This window comes from Peribacillus deserti (assembly GCF_002863585.1).
Classification (GTDB): domain Bacteria; phylum Bacillota; class Bacilli; order Bacillales; family DSM-1321; genus Paraperibacillus; species Paraperibacillus deserti_A.
Genome location: NZ_PGUY01000022.1, coordinates 57,673 through 78,626 on the forward strand (window position 1 = coordinate 57,673; position 20,954 = coordinate 78,626).

The 20,954-nt window shown below is 42.1% G+C and carries 22 protein-coding genes; 12 read left to right on the forward strand and 10 right to left on the reverse strand.

Going from position 1 to position 20,954, the window contains the following annotated elements; all coding sequences use genetic code 11:
- Window positions 1-489: 489 nt before the first annotated feature.
- On the reverse strand, window positions 490-798 hold the full coding sequence (locus CUU66_RS08020) for a metal-sulfur cluster assembly factor (RefSeq protein ID WP_101641162.1): 309 nt from the start codon (window positions 796-798) through the stop codon (window positions 490-492).
- A gap of 85 nt (window positions 799-883) precedes the next feature.
- Window positions 884-1,651 (reverse strand): prolyl oligopeptidase family serine peptidase, encoded by a 768-nt coding sequence (locus tag CUU66_RS08025; protein WP_101641163.1) that lies wholly within the window; start codon window positions 1,649-1,651, stop codon window positions 884-886.
- Window positions 1,652-1,814: 163 nt separating this feature from the next.
- Here CUU66_RS08025 and CUU66_RS08030 point away from each other — a divergent pair, with 163 nt between their 5' ends.
- Window positions 1,815-2,633, forward strand: a complete 819-nt coding sequence (locus CUU66_RS08030) for a Cof-type HAD-IIB family hydrolase (protein ID WP_101641164.1) — start codon at window positions 1,815-1,817, stop codon at window positions 2,631-2,633.
- Window positions 2,634-3,540: 907 nt separating this feature from the next.
- Window positions 3,541-3,684, forward strand: a complete 144-nt coding sequence (locus tag CUU66_RS24080; RefSeq protein ID WP_180955207.1) for a hypothetical protein — start codon at window positions 3,541-3,543, stop codon at window positions 3,682-3,684.
- Between the two features lie 163 nt (window positions 3,685-3,847).
- On the opposite strand, the gene CUU66_RS08040 is transcribed toward CUU66_RS24080, so the two are convergent.
- Complete coding sequence (locus CUU66_RS08040) at window positions 3,848-4,690, reverse strand: YitT family protein (RefSeq protein WP_101641166.1); 843 nt, start codon at window positions 4,688-4,690, stop codon at window positions 3,848-3,850.
- Between the two features lie 138 nt (window positions 4,691-4,828).
- On the opposite strand from CUU66_RS08040, the gene CUU66_RS08045 reads away from it, so the two are divergent.
- From CUU66_RS08045 to CUU66_RS08055, 3 genes are all read left to right on the forward strand, one after another.
- Window positions 4,829-5,698 carry a DegV family protein gene (locus tag CUU66_RS08045; protein ID WP_101641167.1) on the forward strand — a complete coding sequence of 290 codons (870 nt, stop codon included), beginning with the start codon at window positions 4,829-4,831 and terminating at the stop codon, window positions 5,696-5,698.
- 342 nt (window positions 5,699-6,040) lie between these two features.
- Complete coding sequence (locus CUU66_RS08050; protein WP_101641168.1) at window positions 6,041-6,532, forward strand: YajQ family cyclic di-GMP-binding protein; 492 nt, start codon at window positions 6,041-6,043, stop codon at window positions 6,530-6,532.
- Between the two features lie 270 nt (window positions 6,533-6,802).
- Complete coding sequence (locus CUU66_RS08055) at window positions 6,803-7,672, forward strand: SDR family oxidoreductase (protein WP_101641169.1); 870 nt, start codon at window positions 6,803-6,805, stop codon at window positions 7,670-7,672.
- A gap of 125 nt (window positions 7,673-7,797) precedes the next feature.
- On the opposite strand, the gene CUU66_RS24085 is transcribed toward CUU66_RS08055, so the two are convergent.
- The 3 genes from CUU66_RS24085 to asnB all read right to left on the reverse strand — a co-directional run bounded on the left by CUU66_RS24085 (window position 7,798) and on the right by asnB (window position 13,608).
- Window positions 7,798-9,462, reverse strand: a complete 1,665-nt coding sequence (locus CUU66_RS24085; protein WP_180955208.1) for a glycoside hydrolase family 13 protein — start codon at window positions 9,460-9,462, stop codon at window positions 7,798-7,800.
- 27 nt (window positions 9,463-9,489) lie between these two features.
- Complete coding sequence (locus tag CUU66_RS24090; RefSeq protein WP_180955209.1) at window positions 9,490-10,983, reverse strand: alpha-amylase family glycosyl hydrolase; 1,494 nt, start codon at window positions 10,981-10,983, stop codon at window positions 9,490-9,492.
- A 774-nt stretch (window positions 10,984-11,757) separates the two neighbouring features.
- Window positions 11,758-13,608 (reverse strand): asparagine synthase (glutamine-hydrolyzing), encoded by a 1,851-nt coding sequence (gene asnB, locus CUU66_RS08065; protein WP_101641170.1) that lies wholly within the window; start codon window positions 13,606-13,608, stop codon window positions 11,758-11,760.
- A gap of 270 nt (window positions 13,609-13,878) precedes the next feature.
- On the opposite strand from asnB, the gene CUU66_RS08070 reads away from it, so the two are divergent.
- Window positions 13,879-14,454, forward strand: a complete 576-nt coding sequence (locus CUU66_RS08070) for a DUF2777 domain-containing protein (RefSeq protein ID WP_101641171.1) — start codon at window positions 13,879-13,881, stop codon at window positions 14,452-14,454.
- Between the two features lie 913 nt (window positions 14,455-15,367).
- Here CUU66_RS08070 and CUU66_RS08075 read toward each other — a convergent pair.
- The 3 genes from CUU66_RS08075 to CUU66_RS08085 are packed head-to-tail and all read right to left on the reverse strand — an operon-like array spanning window position 15,368 to window position 17,969.
- A complete protein-coding gene (locus CUU66_RS08075; protein WP_101641172.1) occupies window positions 15,368-16,273 on the reverse strand; it encodes a fumarylacetoacetate hydrolase family protein in 906 nt (301 codons plus the stop codon).
- Complete coding sequence (locus tag CUU66_RS08080; RefSeq protein ID WP_101641173.1) at window positions 16,270-16,791, reverse strand: DNA topology modulation protein; 522 nt, start codon at window positions 16,789-16,791, stop codon at window positions 16,270-16,272. The genes CUU66_RS08075 and CUU66_RS08080 overlap by 4 nt, the downstream gene beginning before the upstream one ends.
- Window positions 16,788-17,969, reverse strand: coding sequence for a DUF418 domain-containing protein (locus CUU66_RS08085; protein ID WP_101641174.1), 1,182 nt, complete (start codon window positions 17,967-17,969; stop codon window positions 16,788-16,790). Before CUU66_RS08085 ends, CUU66_RS08080 begins: the two co-directional genes overlap by 4 nt.
- A 164-nt stretch (window positions 17,970-18,133) precedes the next feature.
- Between CUU66_RS08085 and CUU66_RS08090 the strand changes: the two genes are divergently transcribed.
- The 6 genes from CUU66_RS08090 to CUU66_RS08115 all read left to right on the forward strand — a co-directional run bounded on the left by CUU66_RS08090 (window position 18,134) and on the right by CUU66_RS08115 (window position 20,185).
- Window positions 18,134-18,355, forward strand: coding sequence for a spore germination protein (locus tag CUU66_RS08090; protein WP_101641175.1), 222 nt, complete (start codon window positions 18,134-18,136; stop codon window positions 18,353-18,355).
- A gap of 37 nt (window positions 18,356-18,392) precedes the next feature.
- The gene (locus CUU66_RS08095) at window positions 18,393-18,596 is read left to right on the forward strand and encodes a spore germination protein GerPB (RefSeq protein WP_101641176.1); all 204 of its coding nucleotides are present in this window, start codon (window positions 18,393-18,395) and stop codon (window positions 18,594-18,596) included.
- An 86-nt stretch (window positions 18,597-18,682) separates the two neighbouring features.
- Window positions 18,683-19,279 (forward strand): spore germination protein GerPC, encoded by a 597-nt coding sequence (gene gerPC / locus CUU66_RS08100; RefSeq protein WP_101641177.1) that lies wholly within the window; start codon window positions 18,683-18,685, stop codon window positions 19,277-19,279.
- An 11-nt stretch (window positions 19,280-19,290) separates the two neighbouring features.
- Window positions 19,291-19,470 carry a spore gernimation protein GerPD gene (locus CUU66_RS08105; protein ID WP_101641178.1) on the forward strand — a complete coding sequence of 60 codons (180 nt, stop codon included), beginning with the start codon at window positions 19,291-19,293 and terminating at the stop codon, window positions 19,468-19,470.
- 3 nt (window positions 19,471-19,473) lie between these two features.
- A complete protein-coding gene (locus tag CUU66_RS08110; protein ID WP_101641179.1) occupies window positions 19,474-19,866 on the forward strand; it encodes a spore germination protein GerPE in 393 nt (130 codons plus the stop codon).
- Window positions 19,867-19,963: 97 nt separating this feature from the next.
- Window positions 19,964-20,185 carry a spore germination protein gene (locus tag CUU66_RS08115; RefSeq protein ID WP_101641180.1) on the forward strand — a complete coding sequence of 74 codons (222 nt, stop codon included), beginning with the start codon at window positions 19,964-19,966 and terminating at the stop codon, window positions 20,183-20,185.
- A 53-nt stretch (window positions 20,186-20,238) separates the two neighbouring features.
- On the opposite strand, the gene CUU66_RS08120 is transcribed toward CUU66_RS08115, so the two are convergent.
- The gene (locus tag CUU66_RS08120; protein ID WP_101641181.1) at window positions 20,239-20,541 is read right to left on the reverse strand and encodes a hypothetical protein; all 303 of its coding nucleotides are present in this window, start codon (window positions 20,539-20,541) and stop codon (window positions 20,239-20,241) included.
- Window positions 20,542-20,954 lie beyond the last annotated feature (413 nt).

A 20,954-nucleotide genomic window follows, 5' to 3' on the forward strand; every position in this document is an offset into this window, starting at 1 on the left:
AGGTGTCTGTTTTTCAATTAAGATTATTCGAAAACAAAAATTTGATTGTCATCCTGCTAATAACACGAGTATGAAAAGCACCGTTCTCCGCTTTTCTAGCTGTCCAGCTCCAAGCTGAGACCCTCGAGTCATAAGCCAATCAGTCCATGAGAAGAAAAGCACTTCTCAAGGCCAGCTCGTCTTATGCTTTTCGGATCTCTGCCTTTCTCAAATGGAGTATCTCAAATATGGCTTCTGATACATTGATCACTTAATTAGCTCTGGGTTAAAGGCACCGCTTTCCGCTTTTCTCGCTGTCCAGCTCCGAACTGACACCTTCGGTCATAAGCCAATCGCCATCAAAAGGCAAGGGTGGCCTTTCGCTGCCGCTTTTCTTATGCCTTTCAGGTGTCTGCTTTTCAATTAAGATTATTCGAAAACAAAAATTTGATTTTCATCCTGCTCTTTAATTAACATGAGTATGAAAAGCACCGTTCTCCGCTTTTCTTGTTATCTTATGCCGAGGGCAATCTTAGCATAGCGGGACATCATATCTTTATTCCAAACCGGAGTCCATACGATATTCACTTCTGTATTTTTCACTTCAGGAATATCCTCCAAAGCAGTCTTCACCTGATCCACAATGGTGCCTGCAAGCGGGCATCCCATGGAAGTCAGTGTCATGGTGACAGTAGTTTCACCATTCTCGTCCATATCCACGCCATACACTAGACCCAGGTTCACTATATCTACTCCAATTTCCGGGTCAATGACCTGCTCCAATGCTCCCATGATATTATCTTTTAAATCCTGATCCATCAAAATCTCTCCTTATTTCACCTTAGTATATGTTTCTATATCCATTATGAGGGTACTTCATGCCAAAATTTTTAAAGAAATGATATTAGAGATGCTTCACAAACCATTCCTGAGTTCTTAACAAGCCTTCCCTGCTTACCTTATGTGAGGCGTTTTTATCAAGAAGGAATGCGATCTTATCCCTATCGTTTCCATATTCTGCCGACATTGATTCATAGAAATTATAGGCATCCTGAAAAGGGACTACATTATCCTTTTCTCCGTGCCAGAGGAATACCGGTCTTCCGGCCAGTTTTTCTGTATTCAGGGTTATATCATAAGGGGCAAGAAGTGAATACAGATTCTCCAATTCTTCATCAGTAAGCGGGATATCCATTTTTGCTTGTCTAAGTGCTTCAATCTGCCGTTTCGCATAACTGACGTATGCCGGGTTCCCCATTAAGCTTACACCAGCTTTGATCCAGCTGTACTTTGTCAGCGCACCATAAGTAATAATTCCACCCATTGAGGTACCCGCGATCCCAATTCTTGAGCTGTCGATTGACCCCTGGCTTTCATAATAATCCTTTAAAACCTCAATCTCAGCTATTGTCTTTATGACTATATCCCAGAAGGATAGCATAAGCTTATTTTCAGAAAGATCAGCCTCCCTTTCTCCATGATAGAGTGCATCAGGGAGTATGACTCGAAAACCCTTTTCAGCCAGAAGATAGGCATAATGTAAATTATGTTCTTTTGCACTGGTTATGCCGTGTATAAATATAATAAACGGCAGTTTTTCTTTGCTTTTATCCTGTTTAACAATATGTAGGACGGGAATATGGTGTATACTTTCTTTACTGATATTGATCAAGATAACTGACTCCTAACTGGCATCATGTAACCTGAGTTTTTTCATTCTATAACTACCATACATTATTTATCAAACAATGGAAAAAGATTTAACCTTGGCTTAAAAACGTTTTTATAAAGCCATGTTAATATAATAAATAAACATGTACAGAAAAGGAGATTTTATGAAGGAACAGCATTTAATTGTATTAGACCTTGATGGAACACTTTTAAAAGATAATAAAACCATATCCGACCGCTCTAAACAAATACTGGGCAGGCTTATGAATCAGGGACATCAGGTGATGATCGCCACAGGACGCCCTTTCCGCTCAAGCGAGATATATTATAAAGAAGTCGGGATGAATACTCCGATTGTTAACTTCAATGGTGCCTTCGTCCACCATCCACTGAATACCGGCTGGGGAAGTTATCACTCTCCTCTTGATATTAAAGTCGCAAAAGATATTGTTGAAGCACTTAAGAGCTTCACATTCCACAACATCATCGCTGAAGTACGGGATGATGTGTATTACCATTATCATGATGAAAAACTCATGGATATTTTCAGCATGGGTAATCCAAGGGTGACGACTGGCGATTTAAGGAACTTCCTGAATGACCCGCCTACAAGTATGCTGATCCACACCGACGAACAACACGTTCCTTTGATCCGAAACCACTTGCATGAAGTCCATGCAGAGGTGATAGAACATAGAAGATGGGCAGATCCTTTCCATGTTATTGAAATAGTAAGAAAAGGCCTTAATAAGGCAGTAGGAATTAAGCGTGTGGCTGAATCCTTACATATACCGAGGGAGCGTATCATCGCATTCGGTGATGAGGACAATGACCTTGAAATGATCGAATGGGCTGGCTGCGGCGTTGCCATGGGTAATGGCATTGGCGGTCTTAAAAGCATCGCCAACGAGGTTACACTCTCGAACGAGGAAGACGGGATTGCTGTATTCCTGGAAGAATTCTTTAAAGAAAAGACTGCATGATATAGGAGACTCCCGTTTAGGGGGTCTTTTATTATAAGGTCCTTTCTAGGATACAGTCCCGCTCGAGCCATGGGAACTAATAAGGATTGTCTGTACCAGCAATAATAATTGTATCGGTGGCTAATCCCAAAATCGCTATCCGCCTGAAGTGCGTCCTTCCGGACTTCGACCGCGGACGCAGCGGGGGCAGGCTCTGGTCGGGAAGGAACATTTATGTAACCAACTTCTGCTGGCAAGTATAGGGTCAATAATCAGGATTTGAGCAGACATAACATAAGCATAGCACCAGGTATCAGCCAGCATATGACAAGAAACTTATGCATTAGATCCTAAAAATCAAGCACGCTCAGGTACATCAGCATAACACCTTAAACATAAGCATAAGCACAGGTACATCAGCATAAAGCTCTAAACTTAAGCATAGGTTTCACAAGGATAAGCATAAAGGTCTAAAACCTGAGCATAAACCCACGAAACATAAGCATAAAGTGGCGAAATATAAGCATAAAGTACGGAATCTGAAGCATAAACGAGGTGAGATCCAGCCAAAAAATCAAAAAATGCCTGCTTACACCCTCAGGTCTCCTGAAATTGAATGCTTCTAGTTTTAAAGGAAGTGATTTTCCACTGAAAAGCAGCGGAAAACCGCTATTATGGCTGGTGGTCCACTCTCTTTTCACCTTAACTATTAACATTCACCTCCAAATGCTCTCTGCCCGGCTGAGGCCTTACCTCTTCAATCGTTTCGCTAATCCCACCACCCAAATACGTTACGTTCAACGGATTTCTCCTGTCCCTGCCCATCACTTTAACCAGAATTTTCCCGATTTATTAAGATTCCTTCTTGATAAAGCTAATACATGACACAGGAGTTTAGTGTCAATACAGTGGATGCGGAGGGGTTTCGATGGGTAAAGGATCTAGACGGTTTGTACAGCATAGTAAAGATGTTGTGACACAGCACAGCCTTAAAATACCTTATCGGATGACATATGCAGAAGCAGAGGCAAGAAAGCAGGAACGCGAAGCGTCTGAAGGCGGCGGCTTATAATGCGGAATGCCCGGCATTTGATGAGTCTCTATTTCTGCCGTTATCACCAAGTCCTCTGCATGTTCAAGCCGCTTCCTGCCTTAGCGGGCTACTTTTTCCTGGCAGCTGAAGCAGCCACTGTGTAGGTACAGCAAAAAGCTGGCAGACCATTCTGCCAGCTTTTTTAATCCTTTCTGAATCGCCCTAGTACCCCCACTGTTTCCACAATGTTGGTGAAGGCTGCCGGATCAACATCTTTGATCAGTTTTTCTAGATCATATAGTTCATATCTTGTGATGACAATCATAATCATATTTTTATCTTCATTAGTGAAGGCACCCTTAGCAGGCAGAATGGTAAGTCCCCGTACAAACCTTTCATAAATAGCCTTTTTCATTTCATCCGAATTTTTCGTAATAATCATCACTGTCAGCTTTTCATATTTTGTATGAATGGCATCAACCACTCTGGTGGACGCATAAAGGGCTACCAAGGTATATAAAGCTTTTTCCCAGCCATAGACATAGCCTGCAGTGATTATGATAATCGCATTTAAGCTGAACAGGTAAGTTCCTATGGGCTTGTCCTTCATCCGGGATAGAACCATTGCTACTATGTCCAGCCCGCCTGTAGAAGCACCGTATTTTAAGGTAAAACCAATGCCGACTGCCGCTATTACACCGCCGAATACAGCATTAAGCAGTATATCAGGCGAAACTGCCGTAACAGGAATTGTTTCTAAAAATATAGTGCTGAACCCTACGCTCAGCAGACTGTAAAAGGTAAATAATTTCCCGACCCTTCTCCATGCAAGAATTGCTACAGGTATGTTTAGCAACAACAGCAAAATCCCCGTTGAAATCTGAAAAGGAGCAAAACTTCCTAAGAGATTAGAAAGCAGCTGGGCAAGCCCGGTAAAACCGCTGGCATACACCTTTGCCGGTATTAAAAATAAATTCATTGAAATAGCATTCAGCAATGCTCCCAAAATGACGATGATGATCTTCTTTGTTTCCGCATAAACCATATGTATATCCCCCATCTCTATGTTGCTAGTATTGAACTACCCTAGAATGCTTATTCCTATTCTGAAGGATTGTAATTTTTCCGAAGTATAGATACACTAATCTATACAAATAGCACAATATGAAAGAAGGTGTAAGCCATGTCGGTACACATTTTAGCCGATAGTGCGTCAGATTTACCCTTATCTTTTTATAAAGAATACAACGTAACATTTATTCCGTTAAAAGTCCACCTAGATGGTAAAGACTACGATGACCTTAAAGGAATCACTCCTGATGAAGTCTTTTCAGCCATGAAGGAAGGAAAGACACCTAAGACGTCCCAGCCATCTGTTGATTATGTGATACAGATTTTCACAGAGTTCGCTGCAACAAAGAAATCCGGTATATATTTCGCCTTTTCATCAGAGCTGTCAGGGACTTATCAAACCGCGGTTATGGCGCTCGCTCAGGTAAAGGAAGAATACCCGGAACTTGATCTCGAAATCATTGACACCAAAGGGGCTTCATTAGGTTACGGACAAGTCGTAAGATATGCCGCCGAACAAGCATTAAAAGGCGCAGCTAAGGATACGATCATTAAAGAAGCTGTCTTCCGAAGTAAACATATGGAGCATTTATTTACAGTTGATAACCTGGAATATCTGGCTCGCGGCGGAAGAATCTCAAAAGCATCGGCCTTTTTTGGCGGGCTTTTAAATATAAAGCCTTTCCTGAACGTAGAAGACGGGAAGCTGGTTCCTTTAGAAAAAATCCGCGGAAAGAAAAAGCTGCTGAAGCGGGTGATCGAAGTGATGGGGGAACGTGGCGACAGGATCTCAGAACAATCCATTGCAATCTGTCATGCGGATGCTGAGGAAACGGCCCTGGAATGGAAAGAGGCCATTATCGAAGAGTATGGCGTCAAGGAAGTTTATATCAATACCATCGGCTCTTCTATTGGAGCACATGTCGGCCCTGGTACTCTTGGTGTTTTCTTTTTAAATGAGCTCCCTTCTTCCAGCAGTTAAATTACATACCTAAATAAAACTTGACTGCCATCTTATTTTATACAAGGATTCAGGAATATCAGGTTTTCGCACCTAAAAGCCTAAAAGAGCGCCGAGAGCAGCTGCCGGCAGCGTTTCAGCGTAAATATTTATCTATTTGGTGTATCTTATTAGCCAACGTGTAATACAAGTCACAACCAGCTAATGCACTATCTTAGTCTATACGTAAACCCGTCAGATGAACGGTTAAAAAAGGCGGCTGGCAACCCAGACCGTCTTTTGAATACGTCTAAGCCTTCCCGCTTAGGAATTTAATTTCCGGTCTGCTATAATGAAAAAAACTAGAGCATATGGAGGTTCAAAATGTCAAAGGAAAGTTCATTCGATATTGTATCAAAAGTAGATTTTTCAGAAGTGACTAACGCTGTAACTGCGGCCATGAAAGAAATTAAAACCCGCTATGATTTTAAAGGCAGCAAAAGTGATATCACTCTTGATAAAGAAGAGCTTGTACTGGTGTCTGACGATGAGTATAAGCTTGATCAGTTAAAGGATGTTCTAATCAGCAAACTAGTCAAGCGAGGAGTTCCCATCAAAAACTTGGATTACGGTAAAATTGAAGGAGCTTCAGGCGGTACAGTAAGACAAAGGGCAAAGCTGATTCAGGGCATCGATAAAGAAAATGCAAAGAAAATCAACACGCTTATCAAAAATAGCGGCTTGAAGGTAAAAAGCCAGATCCAGGAAGACCAAATCCGGGTAACGGCCAAAAGCAGGGATGACCTGCAGAGCATCATCGCCGCTGTTAAGGGTGCCGACCTTTCAATCGACGTTCAATTCTTAAACTACCGATAAAACTCATTAAGGGAGAGGCATTTAATATGGCCTCTTCTTTTTCATTTTTAGCTGGTATAGCCAAAAGGGCAGCTTCAAGTTTACCGGCATGGACACATTGACCTGCTGGAATCATTCTATCTCCCTAAGCAAATGCACTATTTTCCCTGTTCTAATCAAGTTACCGCTTGTCTGGCCCTATGCCCCTGAGTTCGCTGTATAAATTTTCCATGTTTTCTTATGGCTTACAAAGGAAAAAAATTATAGAATACAAAACTTGGAGGGATTAAAGTGAGCCAGGATCAAAATCAAAGCCAGGGGTTTCCCCCACAACAACAGGATACAAGACAGGAAACTGAAATCAAAATGACACCAAGGTCAGATTCTGTGGATTCATCTTATAAAGGATCAGGCAAGCTGAAAGGCAAGACGGCCATCATTACAGGCGGCGATAGTGGAATAGGAAAATCCGCAGCCATTTATTTTGCAAAAGAAGGCGCAAACCTTGTGATTGCACATTTAGAAGAAAATGCGGACGCTAAAGAGACACGCAGCCTTATTGAACAAGAGGGTGCCAAATGCTTGTTTATTACAGGGGATCTTGGCGACGAAGAACATTGTCAAAATGTGGTGCAGCAGACCATCGACGAATTCGGACAGCTGGACATTCTGGTAAATAATGCAGCAGAGCAGCATCCACAGGACAGTATTCTTGATATCACAAAATATCAGCTTGAGCGTACCTTTAGAACGAATATTTTCTCCATGTTCCATCTGACAAAAGCGGCACTTCCCCACATGAAAAAGGGAGCCAGCATCATTAATACAGCATCCATTACCGCTTATGAGGGCAATCCAACGCTGATCGATTATTCCTCAACAAAAGGAGCAATCGTTTCATTTACAAGAGCACTCTCTAATTCCATTGTGAAAGATGGCATCCGGGTAAACGCCGTCGCACCAGGACCGATCTGGACACCGCTGATACCATCCACTTTCGGAGAAGAGCAAGTTGAAAAATTCGGACAGAACACTCCAATGGGAAGAGCCGGCCAGCCTGAAGAACTAGCTCCGGCTTATGTATTCCTGGCTAGCGATGACTCCTCTTATATAAGCGGACAAACGATTCATATCAACGGCGGCAAAGTCATAAATGGGTAAGCAGGCAGCAGGCCATCTTTTGGGTGGCCTGCTTTTTTTTCATGGGCTGTTTCTTTGGGCTTTACCTTGGGAGCTGATATGGGATAAAAAAAGAATGGCTCCTGCAAAAGGATCCATTCTCTTACTCATTGAACTAGATAAACACGTGATTCATAGGGTTTCAGCTGGATGGCTATAGGCTGTTCATTCTCTGCTTCCCGGTAGTTACCCAGCAGGAGTTCTGTTTGTTTTCCAATGAAATGCGGAAAGCTCACATGTGATTCTTTCTCACCGAAATTACAGATGATGAGAACGGTTTGAGTACAAAGGGAGCGCGTATAGGCATAAACAGCTGGATGGCTCTCGAGAAGCACCTGATAGTCCCCATAAACAATGGCTTCGTGTTCTTTGCGGAGAGCTATCATTTTCTTATAGAAGTGATAAATGGAATCCGGATCTTCTTTCTGGTCTTCCACATTGATTTTGGTGTAATTTGGGTTAACCTTCATCCATGGAGTCCCTGTTGAAAACCCGCCGTTCGGTTCTGAGTTCCATTGCATCGGTGTCCGGGAATTATCCCGTCCCCTCAGCCAGATGATTTCCATGATCTCTTCATGCGTCCGTCCTTTTGCCGTCTCAATGCGATAGAGGTTTTTCATGCCCACATCATTATAATCATGTATGGAGTCAAATTTGACATTTGTCATGCCGATTTCCTGCCCCTGGTAGATGAATGGTGTACCAGACATCAAGAAATAGCATGCGCCCAGCATTTTGGCGCTTTCCTTCCAATATTTCTGGTCATTTCCCCATGTAGACACACTTCGCGGCTGATCATGATTCTCTAAAAATAACGCGTTCCATCCCAGATTCATTAAGCCCTTCTGCCACTTTGTAAAGGTTTTTTTCAGCTGGATAACATCCACGGTGTGGTTTCGTCCTTTGTCCCATAGGCCAAGGTGCTCAAATTGAAAAATCATGTTAAACTTCCCGTTTACTTCGCCTACCCACTCATCAGCCTGTTCAATCCCTACACCATTTGCTTCGCCAACGGTCACGATATCATATTTTGAAAATGTCTCGTTCTTCAATTCCTCGAGGTATTCGTGTATGCCTTCCTGATTCATGTGCATATCAAACGAGGGAACATGTTCTAAATATTCTGGGTTAGGCATATCCGGAAGACCTTCTCGTTTTTTAATGTGGCTGATTGCATCCACCCTGAATCCATCGATTCCTTTATCCAGCCACCAGTTGACCGTATCATAGAGGGCTCTTCTTACTTCGCTGTTTTCCCAATTAAAGTCCGGCTGCTTTTTATCAAATAAGTGTAGATAGTATTGGTTTGTATTCTCATCGAACTCCCAGGCGCTCCCTGAGAAAATACTTTCCCAGTTGTTTGGTTCTGCGACATCTTTTCCGTCACTCCATATGTACCAGTCCCTTTTCGGGTTATCTGCTGAGGATCGGGCCTCGATGAACCATGGGTGTTCGTCGCTGGAATGGTTGATAACGAGATCGAGAATGACTTTCATACCACGGGCATGACTTTCTTCAAGCAGCTCATCAAAATCTGACATTGTCCCAAATTCATCCATGATATCCTGATAGTCACTGATATCATACCCGTTATCTGCGTTGGGTGATCTAAAAATCGGGCAGATCCAAATCACATCTATTCCCATCTCTTTTAAATAATCCAGCTTAGATATAATCCCGCGAATATCTCCGATTCCATCTCCATTGCTGTCCATAAAACTGCGCGGATAAACTTGATAAGCCGCTGCTTCTTTCCACCAGATTTTTTTCATGTCCCAGCCCTCCGTTGCTGTATGCATCTACTTGTTTTTCTTTCTCCTCTTAACCAGCAGGATGATAAATCCAATAAATGCTGCATAAACAGAACCCATTAGCAGCAGATATGGAATATTCAAGCCGGTTTTATCTGCCAGGGCATATACCTCTGTTTTCTCGCGGTCTAAAATAATCTTATACGTATCGTCCTTGCTTCTTACAAGGTCGCCTTCCAATAGGCCGCGGAGTTCTTTATCTCTATGCAAATCCTGTTCATTTAAAACAACTGTTTTCGACTTTGAAGAATTATTTATGGCAATCACGAAGGTATCTTTTTTATACTCCCGCTTATAAACAGCCATCCCGTCTTTATCATATAAAACTTCCATTGTTCCACGGGTAAGTACTTTATATTTATTTCGTAATTCAGTCAGCTTTGTGAGGTAGTCGATAATTTCTTTTTCCGCCTTAAATCCCATTAATCGCCGGTTATCCGGATTGCTGCCCCCATTGAGTGCAATTTCGGAGCCATAATAGACGATGGGAATGCCGGGCACGGTGTATAAATAGGACAGGGCCAGCTTCCACCTTGTGCCGGGATTTTGTTTATTATTCACAATTTCATTCGTAAACCGGGGCATATCTTCATTATCCATCAAAGTTCCAAGCAGCTCCGGGTGATGGAAGTTTTCCTTGTTTCTTTTTATGGAGCCAAACCCTTCCGTTAAACTTCGGTCAGGTGCAGCGAATATCTTTCTAAGGAATGCATTTTGCGGATAATCCAGAAGTCCGTCGATTCCTGCTTTCTGGTAGTCAGACAATTTTCCAGGGTCATTTTCCTTTACTTCTCCTAATACATAAAAATCCTTTTTTTCAGACTTTACGGTTTTAGAAAAGTCAGCCCAGAAGTCAACTGGGACATTCGAGACACTATCCAGCCCGTATCCATCAATATTGGTTTCCTTCACCCACCATTTGGCTGCATCCAGTAGATATTTGCGCGTTTCCGGATTGTTTTGATTTAAGTCCGGCAGTTTGTTAGACTGTTGTTCTTCAAACCAATCCTTTTTGGAAGGATCGTTCACCCACGGATGATTTGTACCCGTATGGTCTGCAACAAAATCTAATATAACCTTCAGATCCCGCTTGTGCGCTTCCTTTACTAATTCCTTGAACTCTTTCATTGTCCCAAAATGTTCTTCGGTTTTATAAAAGTCGTGAACCCAGTAGCCGTGATAACCTTTATCATCATTGTCAAATACCGGTGAAAGCCAGATGGAGGTAAAGCCCATATCCTTTATGTAATCCAGTTCCTGCACAATCCCTTTGAAATCACCTCCATTATAGGCCGTGGGGTCTTTGACATTAACTTTGTAATCATTCTGCGTGTCTCCGTTTTTAAATCGGTCCACCATCAGGAAATATATATTTTCATCCTGCCATTCCCTTGTTTCTGTTTTTGTTTCCTCAGCTGCAGCTGGAAAAGAATACAGCAGAAGGAATGGAAGCAATAGAATTGCCCCTATTTTGCTCTTCATTTCTTCTCTCTCCTTACTATCTCTTTTTAGCCTTTTTAGATTAGCTTTATCCCCCAATGACTCCAGGTCAAGCGCGGCAAAAAAAGGATTATCATGAGTATTATTTTACGAAACTATGTGATCGCGGAAACGATTCCACAAACCATATCTCCCATTATACCTATACCATGCCGCTTACAGGGTTCCTGAATTTCATTTAATAAAATATTTTTTTCTATTCTTGAACAAATAATGTCAGTTTGATAATTTGGTATAGGAAAAAAATAACCGTACCTAAAATTGTCCACTTGTTTGCTGTACTATACACCTTAACTGCCTAATAACTTGGGCGGCTCTGGCATAAGGAGACTACATGAAAAACATAAAAAAACGATCTCTATTCGCTATTACCTGGCCGCTGTTTGTTCTTTGGCTGCCGATGAATGGCTGCGCGGCCTTATCATGATGAGGAGATAGAAATCGAGTATTTGGGAGGAAAAGGGATTCTTCAAAAGCAGCGCCCGGCAGAACCATCATCTCTGCGGTTCAAGGGGTCAGAAAGCTAAAACCGGATACATTCTATTAAAAAACGGAAAGAAGCCGATGCACGCAGGCGGCTTCTTTCTTTCATTAATTATGTGACAGTATAGTAGAGGCTAAGTGCTATGCTTAGCCTTCCGTGATGCAAATTCTTTGGAAGTCACTGTCCCTATTTTTTCTATTGTCCAGCTCTAAGGTAAGACCCCCGGATACAAGCCAGGACGCGGATGATAAGAAAACCGCTTTCCGCTTTTCTTAAGACTCTACAAGCTGTATTCCGTATCCTTCAAACCAAGTATCAAGCTGTACAAGATAGGCTAACAGCTGGGGCCCCGTCATTAATTGCCCGAACCATGGAACCTTAAAGGCTGACCCGCCTGTATGAATGATTTCCTGGAGTTTATTGCTATCAAAAAGTTCATGAAGAACAGAGTCCTTATTACCCAGCCTTTTTTTCAAGAGCTGCTGGACTCTATGTGTATAAGAAGGGTTATGGGTTTTCGGGTATGGACTTTTCTTCCTGTATAATACTTCCTCAGGCAATGTTCCCTCTAAGGCTTTTCTAAGGATTCCTTTTTCCCGGTTTCCGGCCATTTTCATTTCCCACGGTATGTTCCATACATACTCTACTAATCTATGATCCGCAAATGGCACCCGGACTTCTAGGCTTGCTCCCATACTCATCCGGTCTTTGCGGTCAAGCAGCGTCGTCATGAACCAGATCATATTCAAATAGAATAATTCCCGCCGTTTAGCAGCTGCCCCGGACTCTCCCTCTAATACTGGAACCTCTGCTATAGTGTCCTTATATTTCTGATCCACATAGCTCTCTAACGCAAGTTTTTCCTGCCAATGAGTCTTTAACAGGGAGTTTCGCTCTTTTAGGGACCGCATCCATGGAAAACTGCCGCTGCCTAAATCATCTGCACGGTGGAACCACGGATAGCCGCCAAAAATTTCATCCGCACACTCTCCCGATAAGCTCACAACAAAATCATTTTTTATTTCCTTACAGAACCATAATAGTGAGGAGTCTACATCTGCCATTCCTGGCATATCCCTTACTCTTACAGCATCGGCTAAATAATCGGACAGCGCATCCTGTGAAATCACATAGCTGTGATGGTGAGTGTTGAAAGCTTCTGACATCCGCCTGATCCACGGGCCGTCGGAATTTGGCTGAAAAGCGTTAGCACGGAAATATTTATCATTGTCTTCATAGTCGATAGAATAAGTATGAAGCTGGCCCAGCCCCTTCTCTTCCATATGCTTGGCTGCAATGGCTGTTATCGCACTGGAATCAACTCCCCCAGAAAGAAACGTACAAAGCGGGACATCTGATACCAGCTGCCTTGTTACCGCATCTTTTAGTAAAAATCCGACCGTATCTGCGGTTTCATTCAGGGTTTCCTTATGTTCCATACTCTTTACATTCCAGTAACGCCAAGTTTTTAAACCGTCTCTGGAAAAAGTAAGCGCATGGGCAGGCCGGAGTTCCTTCACACCTTTAAATACTCCTGAACCAGGCGATCTCGATGGTCCCAGACCAAATACTTCCGCCAATCCTTCTCTGTCCAATTCCGGTTTGACACTCGGGTGAGCAAGCAGGGCTTTAATTTCGGAAGCGAATAGGAAACCACCGTCTTTTTCAGTGAAAAAAAGCGGTTTAACCCCTAACCGGTCTCTTCCTATAAAAAGTTTTTCCTCGTTTTCATCCCAAACCGCAAATGAAAAGATACCATTGAAAAATTCCACGCACTTTTCTTTCCATTCTATATAGGAGGCAAGCAATACTTCTGTATCAGAATGCCCTTTAAACGAATATCCTTTTATTAGAAGTTCTTTTCGCAAATCCTCTGTGTTATATAGCTCTCCATTGTAACAGAGGGTATAACGATTATGATTTCCTTCCTTTGTCATTGGCTGCTTTCCGCCAGCGGGATCGACAACAATAAGTCTTTTGTGGCCAAAGCTTGCATGCGGTTCCGACCAGATATTGGTTTCGTCTGGACCGCGTCTTTGCAGAGTAGTGGTCATATGCTCGACAATCGCTTTTTCGTTCTTAAGATTTCTTTGATAATGGACCCATCCCGTTATCCCACACATATACATCTTCCTTTCCTGCGCAAGCTTGCAAAGCTAAATGCAGCCTTGTTTGAGAATGAAACTAATTAGGTTCCTTATTTGTAACAGCTGCCTTTTTCGCTGCCTGCTAAGGTACCGCAGCTTATAACTTTAGACCTTCCTTACAGATAACATAGACTATGCAAAACCGAATAGATGGTTAATTGTCCCGACCCAGAAAAAAAATACCAGTTATATTTTAAGATGATTTTGTCTAAAAAGTAGGTGAGGCATCCATTTTGGAGGTAGACCATGAACCAACAGCACCGATCTAAACTTGTATCCATACAATCCAGAGCCTTCACAGAAGGTGTAGTAGAATTTATCAACCAGCAATGGGTATTTTTTGATGATGAAACAGATGAAGCTGCTTCTCTTGACGATTTTCTTCACCATGATATAGAGATTTTCAGAGGCAATAGATGGAGAAAAGGGATCCTCGAAGACAATGGTGTAATCAAATTAAGCAAAGACACCACTTATTTATATGATGAGGAAAAGGTACGTATTAGGAAAAATATCCTTTATTCATTCGAACGATTACTGGATGAACTGAATGATGATGCTTTCTTTCAATTTATAACAACCCTCAATTCATTAGATTTTTCGATTTACGATTGTATTTACAGCTACAATCAGCTGACATTTCTCAAAGAAAAGAAATTACAATCCGGAGTAAATTTTTTTATATTCGATAATGGCGAAGGAATCTGCTCCGTCCAGCACCACTTTCGATATTTAAAAAATGAGCATGACCGATTTGAATTTACCATCAATACCGGTAAGCGAATTGTTATTGAAAAGCTCCATTCCAATCCTGCGCAATAATAGGTATCTCGGGTTGTGTCTATACTTATTTAATGATAAGAGCTGCCCAGGTTTAAATCGCTTTAGAAAATAAATCAAGTTACAATATGAGAAGAGATTTTCATGTCGAGCCGGTGCTCTTAGATTTGGCACCCGCAACGGATTTGGAACAAAAGTATGAAGTTTTGCCGTTCTATTTTTTCGATTTTTAAACATTCGGCTTTGAGTGCCTTTGCGTATGATTCGTTATGCCATACGTATTTTCGGGGTTTGGACACGTGGATTTTAGACAGATGATCGACCTATTCAGTTCAAGATGCCCAGCTCGACTGCACGATCCGCGATTTTTAGAACTCAATACTCGATTCCGGACATTCTATGCTCGATTATCACTGCTTTATACGTGATTTTTTTATTTTGTTCGCCACTACTATGCAAGCGCCAATCAAGAAGCCCGGATGGATAGCAGCATAGATAGTGGTGCTGCCTTCTATTGGCCAGCATGCGTGTTAAAGGGCCTGAATTGGCAGTCACCCTTGTATTAAATACTTAATCAGGCTGACCTGGTTTATGAGGGGTAACTGAAGCTTTATGAGGAGTAGATGGAACTTTATGAGGGGTACATGCAAGTTTATGAGGATTTAAACAAAAAACCCCTAGTCCTGAATCATTATTTTCCTTACCAGCATGAGTTTCGGCTGATTACTTCTATATGTATTAGCAGAAAAAATGAACGACCATTCGTGTCCTTGGCCTTCTGATGCGTGCTCAAGTTCTTCTGACAAATAAGGACTTTGCAGAAAATTGCTGGACGGACGATCAAAAATCCCATTCAGCCTCTCAAACCTTTCCGACAGCCGTTCATTTCATGGCCACTCAGACAAAAAGGCAATAGCTGCTCCATGAAATGGTGCGGCTATTGCCTTTTTGGCCCTTATTTAATAGTATTTGCAAGCTTTCCTAGTCCCTTAATACTTATTTCCATCGTATCGCCTGATTTAAGAAACTTTGGCGGTTTAAATCCCTTTCCGACCCCCGCAGGTGTTCCGGTAGCAATGATATCCCCTGCTTCGAGCGTCATTCCCTTCGAGATGGTTGAAATGATATCTTCTATGCTGAAAATAAAATGGCTGGTATTGGATTTCTGGCGGACTTCCCCATTTATCTTTGTTTCTATATCTAAATTGGAAGGATCCGGGACTGCTGAATGATGGATAATATAGGGCCCCATCGGACAGGAGCCGTCCAGGCTCTTTCCGATTAAAAACTGTTTGTGCCTGGATTGAAGATCTCTTGCCGTAACGTCATTAATAATCGTATAGCCAAAAATATAGTCGAGAGCGGATTGAGCCTCAATGTCTTTTCCGGTTTTACCGATGATAACGGCGAGCTCTCCTTCATAATCCAGGGAGTCTGTTACACCCTCATGGTTCGGTACATATGCTTCCGGGCCAATGACCGTAGTCGGCGTTTTAGAAAATAGCATCACATGCTTGGGAATATCTGCTTCACTTCCCATTTCAATCGCATGGTCGGCATAATTTTTGCCTACACAGAAGATATTCTTCTGCGGACGGGGAATCGGCGCAAGCAGCTGTGCCTCGTCGAAGCGTATATAAAGGGAATCTGAATCTTGTGCCGAGACCGCTGCCTCCTGGACTTGCACAAGTGTATCTATAAATTCCTGTCCCATTTGTATGCAGTCTATCATGGAGGACGTGTCTAATTTTTGGTTTAAGAGCTCTTTAGCAGCCTGGCCAATATGGAGGTATCGCTTTTTCTCATCATCAGCCAGGACCACCATCTGCTCATTTTTATGTAATATGGTTGCTAATTTCATAAGATCTTCCCCTTTTTACTTAAATTTTGAAGGAATGTTTCGGTTTCTTTTCGGTTTTTTAGAATGAAAATATTCTTGTCAGTTAAGCTTGCTAAGTTTTCCCGGATTTTCGGTGCCCTTTGTTTTTTATAGAGGGCTACCCAGCTGATAAATTCCCAATCCAGTTTTTCCAGACAGTCCTCTGCCATATCCGGCCTTGTTTTTCCATGGTATTTAATTCGTCTGCTAACCACTCCGTATAAACACTGAATGGTTGGAAAATCCAGAAATATGACCGTGTCTGCTTCCTTGATTCTCATGTCCATCGTACTTCCAAAGTTCCCGTCCATGATCCAGGAATCACGGGCCATAATGTTCTGGATAACCCCTGTCCACTCAGCACGGGGAGTTGCAATCCATCCTTTTTTCCAAAAGTAAGCATCGAGATGATATACCGGTATATTCAGCTTCGCGCCCAATCTTTTGGCCAAAGTGGATTTTCCTGCACCGCCGCATCCTATAATCATGATTTTCTTCACCCATGCTCACCTGCTTTATTTTTCCTCATAAGAGTTCCGTACGTCCCAATCCTCCATACATATTCAACCGGCCCCATCCTGAAGTGCCGAAGCCATAGGAAGCTTAAGAAGACCTGAATAATAAAAATAGCCAGCGCCAGCAGGGTTCCGCCAATGAACGAGAGGCTTCCATATAATCCTAAGCCATAGGAATAAAAAAGAAAGGTACACAAAATGGACTGAAACAAATAATTGCTCAAGGAAAGCCTTCCCACAAAGGAAAATGGACGCAGCAAATACTTGGCCTTCTTTTTTTCAAGAAGTAACGCAAGTCCCGCAATGTATCCGATTGAAACGAGCGGGCCTCCCAGATTGTCCTGGAGGAATAGATAGAAATAGTTATAGTCAGCAAAATAAGGCAGGAGTTTTATAGTAAAACCAAAGGCGAAGGCAGCCATAAAAATACGTTTTAGACTTTTTTCATGTTTGCCTGGCTCGCTCAGATACTTTAATTTAGCAAAACCTGCACCAATCAAAAACAGCGGGAATATAGACAAAAAAAGGATAATAGCATACATGGGATTGTTCACCTTATACCATTCATTGAATCGTTCGCTGGTAATTTCAGAAAATGTCCCATGCTGGTAGATTTGCATGGAATGCTGTAGCAGAGGTATGTTATTCTGCGGTGCACCCACCTCTTCACCTGCAGCAGAGCCGGCCAGGTATAACAGCGAAATGGCTCCGGTGAATAACAGAGTCATGACAGCCCCCGCATTCATAAGCTTCCTTCCGCTTTTCTTATAAAAAAGTAAAAATACAAAACCAAAAAGAGCGTAGTTTATCAGAATATCACCGTGCCAGATCAGAAACGCATGGACTCCGCCAATGAAAAGCAGAATGATAAGCCTTCTTGAAAACACGGAAGGAAAAGATAGGCCTTTTTGTGAAGTCCTTTCCGAAATGATGACCGCCCCAAAACCAAATAGAAATGCAAACAGCGGGTAAAAACTCGCCTGGGCAAGGATATCTATGACTGCATATAGAATTCGATTCCATTTTCCCGGCCACCAGGACAAAGGGTCTTCTACAGACGGTGAATGAAAATAAGGCATATTAACAAGGAAAATTCCCAATATTGAGAATCCTCTCAATATATCTATAGACATAATTCTGTCTTGCTCACGTATCCCAGACATTTGTTAAGCAGGTCACTCCCTTCTATTAATATCTTAAACGAATCTTTAATTGAATTGAATACCTATATTTTCTTACATGGAACAATCGCTGCCCCATTTATCACATACCCATTGACTGGGCATAGAATAATATAGATATTTTTTTATAAAAAGGAATGAACATTATGCCTGCCATTGTAGGAGCTGTACAGGTAATATCAATTGGAGACAGCGGCGTATTTAATATTGGCGACGTATATAAGATTGCTCCTTTTTCATTTTCTAAGACCTTTGCTGGTGCCGGCTCGTTTAATACAGGCGACAGGATATCGGTTAATAATCAGGTAAGCAGCACCAATACGTATGATGCGGATGGCGCTGATCAGCCTATTTTTGCGAATGTTTAGGACTGTGCAAAATTTTTCCTTTAGAGGAGTTGAGTAAATGGGGGTTACCTTCAATATTCAGCAGACGATTCACATTAATATGATCCGGATCGATGGAATCAGCAATTCTTCCGTATTTCAAATAGGAAGCGCCGGAATCATCAAGCCTTCGTCTATATTATCTAACTCAGGAGGCTTTACAGAGCCTGCCCCTCCGGCAGTTCCATTGGTCCCATTCGCATCCGGGGGCGCTAGAAAATAGGCAATCACCTATTTGCTCTTTTCACATATGCTATAGCGAACCAGCATGAGGGGTGACCTTATAACTGAGGGAGAAGGTGAGTAAACATGAACGCAGATTTTCACACGTACTTTAGCCAGCTCCAGAGCTATCTTGAATTTCAGGACAAAAGAATAAAAGATCTTGAAGCTGCGGTTCATACTCTTTCTGCCGAATTAAGGCAGTTAAAGGAAAAGCCCCCAGTCAATGTGGAACGGATTGAATACCGATTTGATCAATTAAAGGTTGAAAGACTTGATGGAACACTGAATATCGGATTAAACCCGCAGGAATTGCAGAATATCGATGAATTCGCAGTTAATGATGCACCTGTTCACTCACCATATGTTTTCCCTGAGCTCGATCAGGTTACCGGACATATTTGCAGTACCTTGCAATCCTATATGAACACTGAACTTGCAGAAAACCTGGCCAGGGCGGGTGCAGATTCTCGCAGTATCGATCCTTCTTATCTAAACTTTATTAAAGATGATATCAGCTCACAGCTTCCACAAAAAATCAGCTATTATTTAGATTCCATTCCGGTACATGAACGCACCCCTGACCAGCTTTCCGCCCAAATAGAAACTATTATTGAAAAACTTAAAGTCGATCTTTCTCAGGCGTTCTTTAAATTTGTAAATACAGCACCAAAACAGCAATAGGAGGCACCCGAATGATTTTTAATGTAGTAAATAAAGATATTTGTGTAGGAAGCATAAAAATAAGAGCCATCGCCAGTTCTTCTTTGCTCTTAGTTGGAGACACAAAAACTATTCAACTGGCTTCCGCTTTTGATACTCCCCCTGAGTCATTAATCGTTGGTCCCTTAGTGTCTGTTGCACCAAAAGGATAAGCTATGTTCCAAAGAAGAATCTCGCATGTAAACCGGCTTAATGTGGATACTTTAATTTTCTCCTCAACTATTCAACTAGGCGACACAAAATTTATAGACTCGACCAATTATACTTTTGCGCTCCAGCGCGAACAGGAACTGTTCTACGGGAATGAAGGAACCTTTAATGATCCGGTATTCACAGAAGATATCCTGTTTGCTCCTTTAGATGAATCTTTTGCTTTAAACACCACCCATACGAGCCCGTTTATTCATATTGATTTTATTGATATTGGAGGTGTAACTGCATCTTCTATCATCCACATTGGTTCAACCCAGGATGTTAGAATGCAGGCAAAGATTAAAAATATCAGGCATCTTTTTGCTGAAAGAGAAAGAAGGAGACAGCCCCGCTGAAAAAGCACCTTTTTTGGGTTCTTGCATACCTTATTACAGGTACAAATACCTACTACTGATACAGATAAATCTCTGTAGATAAGAAAGGGTGTCACCCATGCCTTCTTTCGTAGGGCCAGTTCAAATTACCAGTGTAGCTACAGGAGGAATCGCTCATTTTGGTGATGCATTGGTTATTTCCCCTAAAGAAGCAACAAAGTCAGTAAGCGGTTCAGGCGCAGGAAATACCGGGCTTCTGATCTTAACCAATACCTTGGCAAATGGGAATCTTGTAAATGATGCAAACCTGGTTGACCAGGCTATGGTAGGCAACAATTGACAAGCGGGGTATAGCAAAAAAAGCAAGTGCACTGAACATACGCACTTGCTTTTTTATTTCCTTCTTTTTTGCCTGGATTTGCTTATTTTCGGGTGTTTTCCTGGTGCTTGTTTTTTAATCCACTTCAGAAATTTCCGTATTTGTTCATCCTGCTTCAGAAGATCTACAGATGAGAGCCTTGACGCAAGTTCAGCATTGGAATACAATGCATGGATTTGTTTATGGCATGGAATACATAAATGTGCAGTAGGGAGATAGCTTCCTCCCATTTCTCTAGGCGTCAGGTGATGAATCGTTGTTTCCACATCTTCACGTCCGCATAGTTCACATATACCAGTCTGCTTTCTTTTAGCCACGCTATTCACCTTTTCTCTCAATAGCCGTTTTTCGCCGGAATTCTTGATGGGAAAGAAAATGGCCCATATTTCTATTATGGGCCAAAAAGTTTATATTTTGGCTGTTTTCGCAAACTTTGTTGTTTTTTGAACAAGGGGGGTGATTTCCACTCCAGGATGCTCGCTTTCCGCGGGGCGGGCGCTGAGCCTCCTCGGCTTCGCCTGTGGGGTCTCACCTGATCGAAAAGTGGAGGACGGTGCTTTTCAAGAAAAGATCCCTCCAAAAGCTGAATGATGATCTTTTTTAATTTGAGGCAAAACACTAAAAGAAAAGCAGACGCCTGAACGGCATAAGACGAGCGGCAGTAAAAGGCCGATTTTGCCTTTTAATGGCGATTGGCTTATGACCGAAGGTGTCAGTCCGGAGCTGGACA

Bases quoted from the DNA above. Each gene is read 5' to 3' on its own strand.
- CUU66_RS08020 (WP_101641162.1), bottom strand. From the start codon at position 798: ATGGATCAGGATTTAAAAGATAATATCATGGGAGCATTGGAGCAGGTC.
- CUU66_RS08030 (WP_101641164.1), top strand. From the start codon at position 1,815: ATGAAGGAACAGCATTTAATTGTATTAGACCTTGATGGAACACTTTTA.
- CUU66_RS24080 (WP_180955207.1), top strand. From the start codon at position 3,541: ATGGGTAAAGGATCTAGACGGTTTGTACAGCATAGTAAAGATGTTGTG.
- CUU66_RS08040 (WP_101641166.1), bottom strand. From the start codon at position 4,690: ATGGTTTATGCGGAAACAAAGAAGATCATCATCGTCATTTTGGGAGCA.
- CUU66_RS08045 (WP_101641167.1), top strand. From the start codon at position 4,829: ATGTCGGTACACATTTTAGCCGATAGTGCGTCAGATTTACCCTTATCT.
- CUU66_RS08050 (WP_101641168.1), top strand. From the start codon at position 6,041: ATGTCAAAGGAAAGTTCATTCGATATTGTATCAAAAGTAGATTTTTCA.
- CUU66_RS24085 (WP_180955208.1), bottom strand. From the start codon at position 9,462: ATGAAAAAAATCTGGTGGAAAGAAGCAGCGGCTTATCAAGTTTATCCG.
- CUU66_RS24090 (WP_180955209.1), bottom strand. From the start codon at position 10,983: ATGAAGAGCAAAATAGGGGCAATTCTATTGCTTCCATTCCTTCTGCTG.
- asnB (WP_101641170.1), bottom strand. From the start codon at position 13,608: ATGTGTGGGATAACGGGATGGGTCCATTATCAAAGAAATCTTAAGAAC.
- CUU66_RS08070 (WP_101641171.1), top strand. From the start codon at position 13,879: ATGAACCAACAGCACCGATCTAAACTTGTATCCATACAATCCAGAGCC.
- CUU66_RS08075 (WP_101641172.1), bottom strand. From the start codon at position 16,273: ATGAAATTAGCAACCATATTACATAAAAATGAGCAGATGGTGGTCCTG.
- CUU66_RS08085 (WP_101641174.1), bottom strand. From the start codon at position 17,969: ATGTCTGGGATACGTGAGCAAGACAGAATTATGTCTATAGATATATTG.
- CUU66_RS08090 (WP_101641175.1), top strand. From the start codon at position 18,134: ATGCCTGCCATTGTAGGAGCTGTACAGGTAATATCAATTGGAGACAGC.
- CUU66_RS08095 (WP_101641176.1), top strand. From the start codon at position 18,393: ATGGGGGTTACCTTCAATATTCAGCAGACGATTCACATTAATATGATC.
- gerPC (WP_101641177.1), top strand. From the start codon at position 18,683: ATGAACGCAGATTTTCACACGTACTTTAGCCAGCTCCAGAGCTATCTT.
- CUU66_RS08105 (WP_101641178.1), top strand. From the start codon at position 19,291: ATGATTTTTAATGTAGTAAATAAAGATATTTGTGTAGGAAGCATAAAA.
- CUU66_RS08110 (WP_101641179.1), top strand. From the start codon at position 19,474: ATGTTCCAAAGAAGAATCTCGCATGTAAACCGGCTTAATGTGGATACT.
- CUU66_RS08115 (WP_101641180.1), top strand. From the start codon at position 19,964: ATGCCTTCTTTCGTAGGGCCAGTTCAAATTACCAGTGTAGCTACAGGA.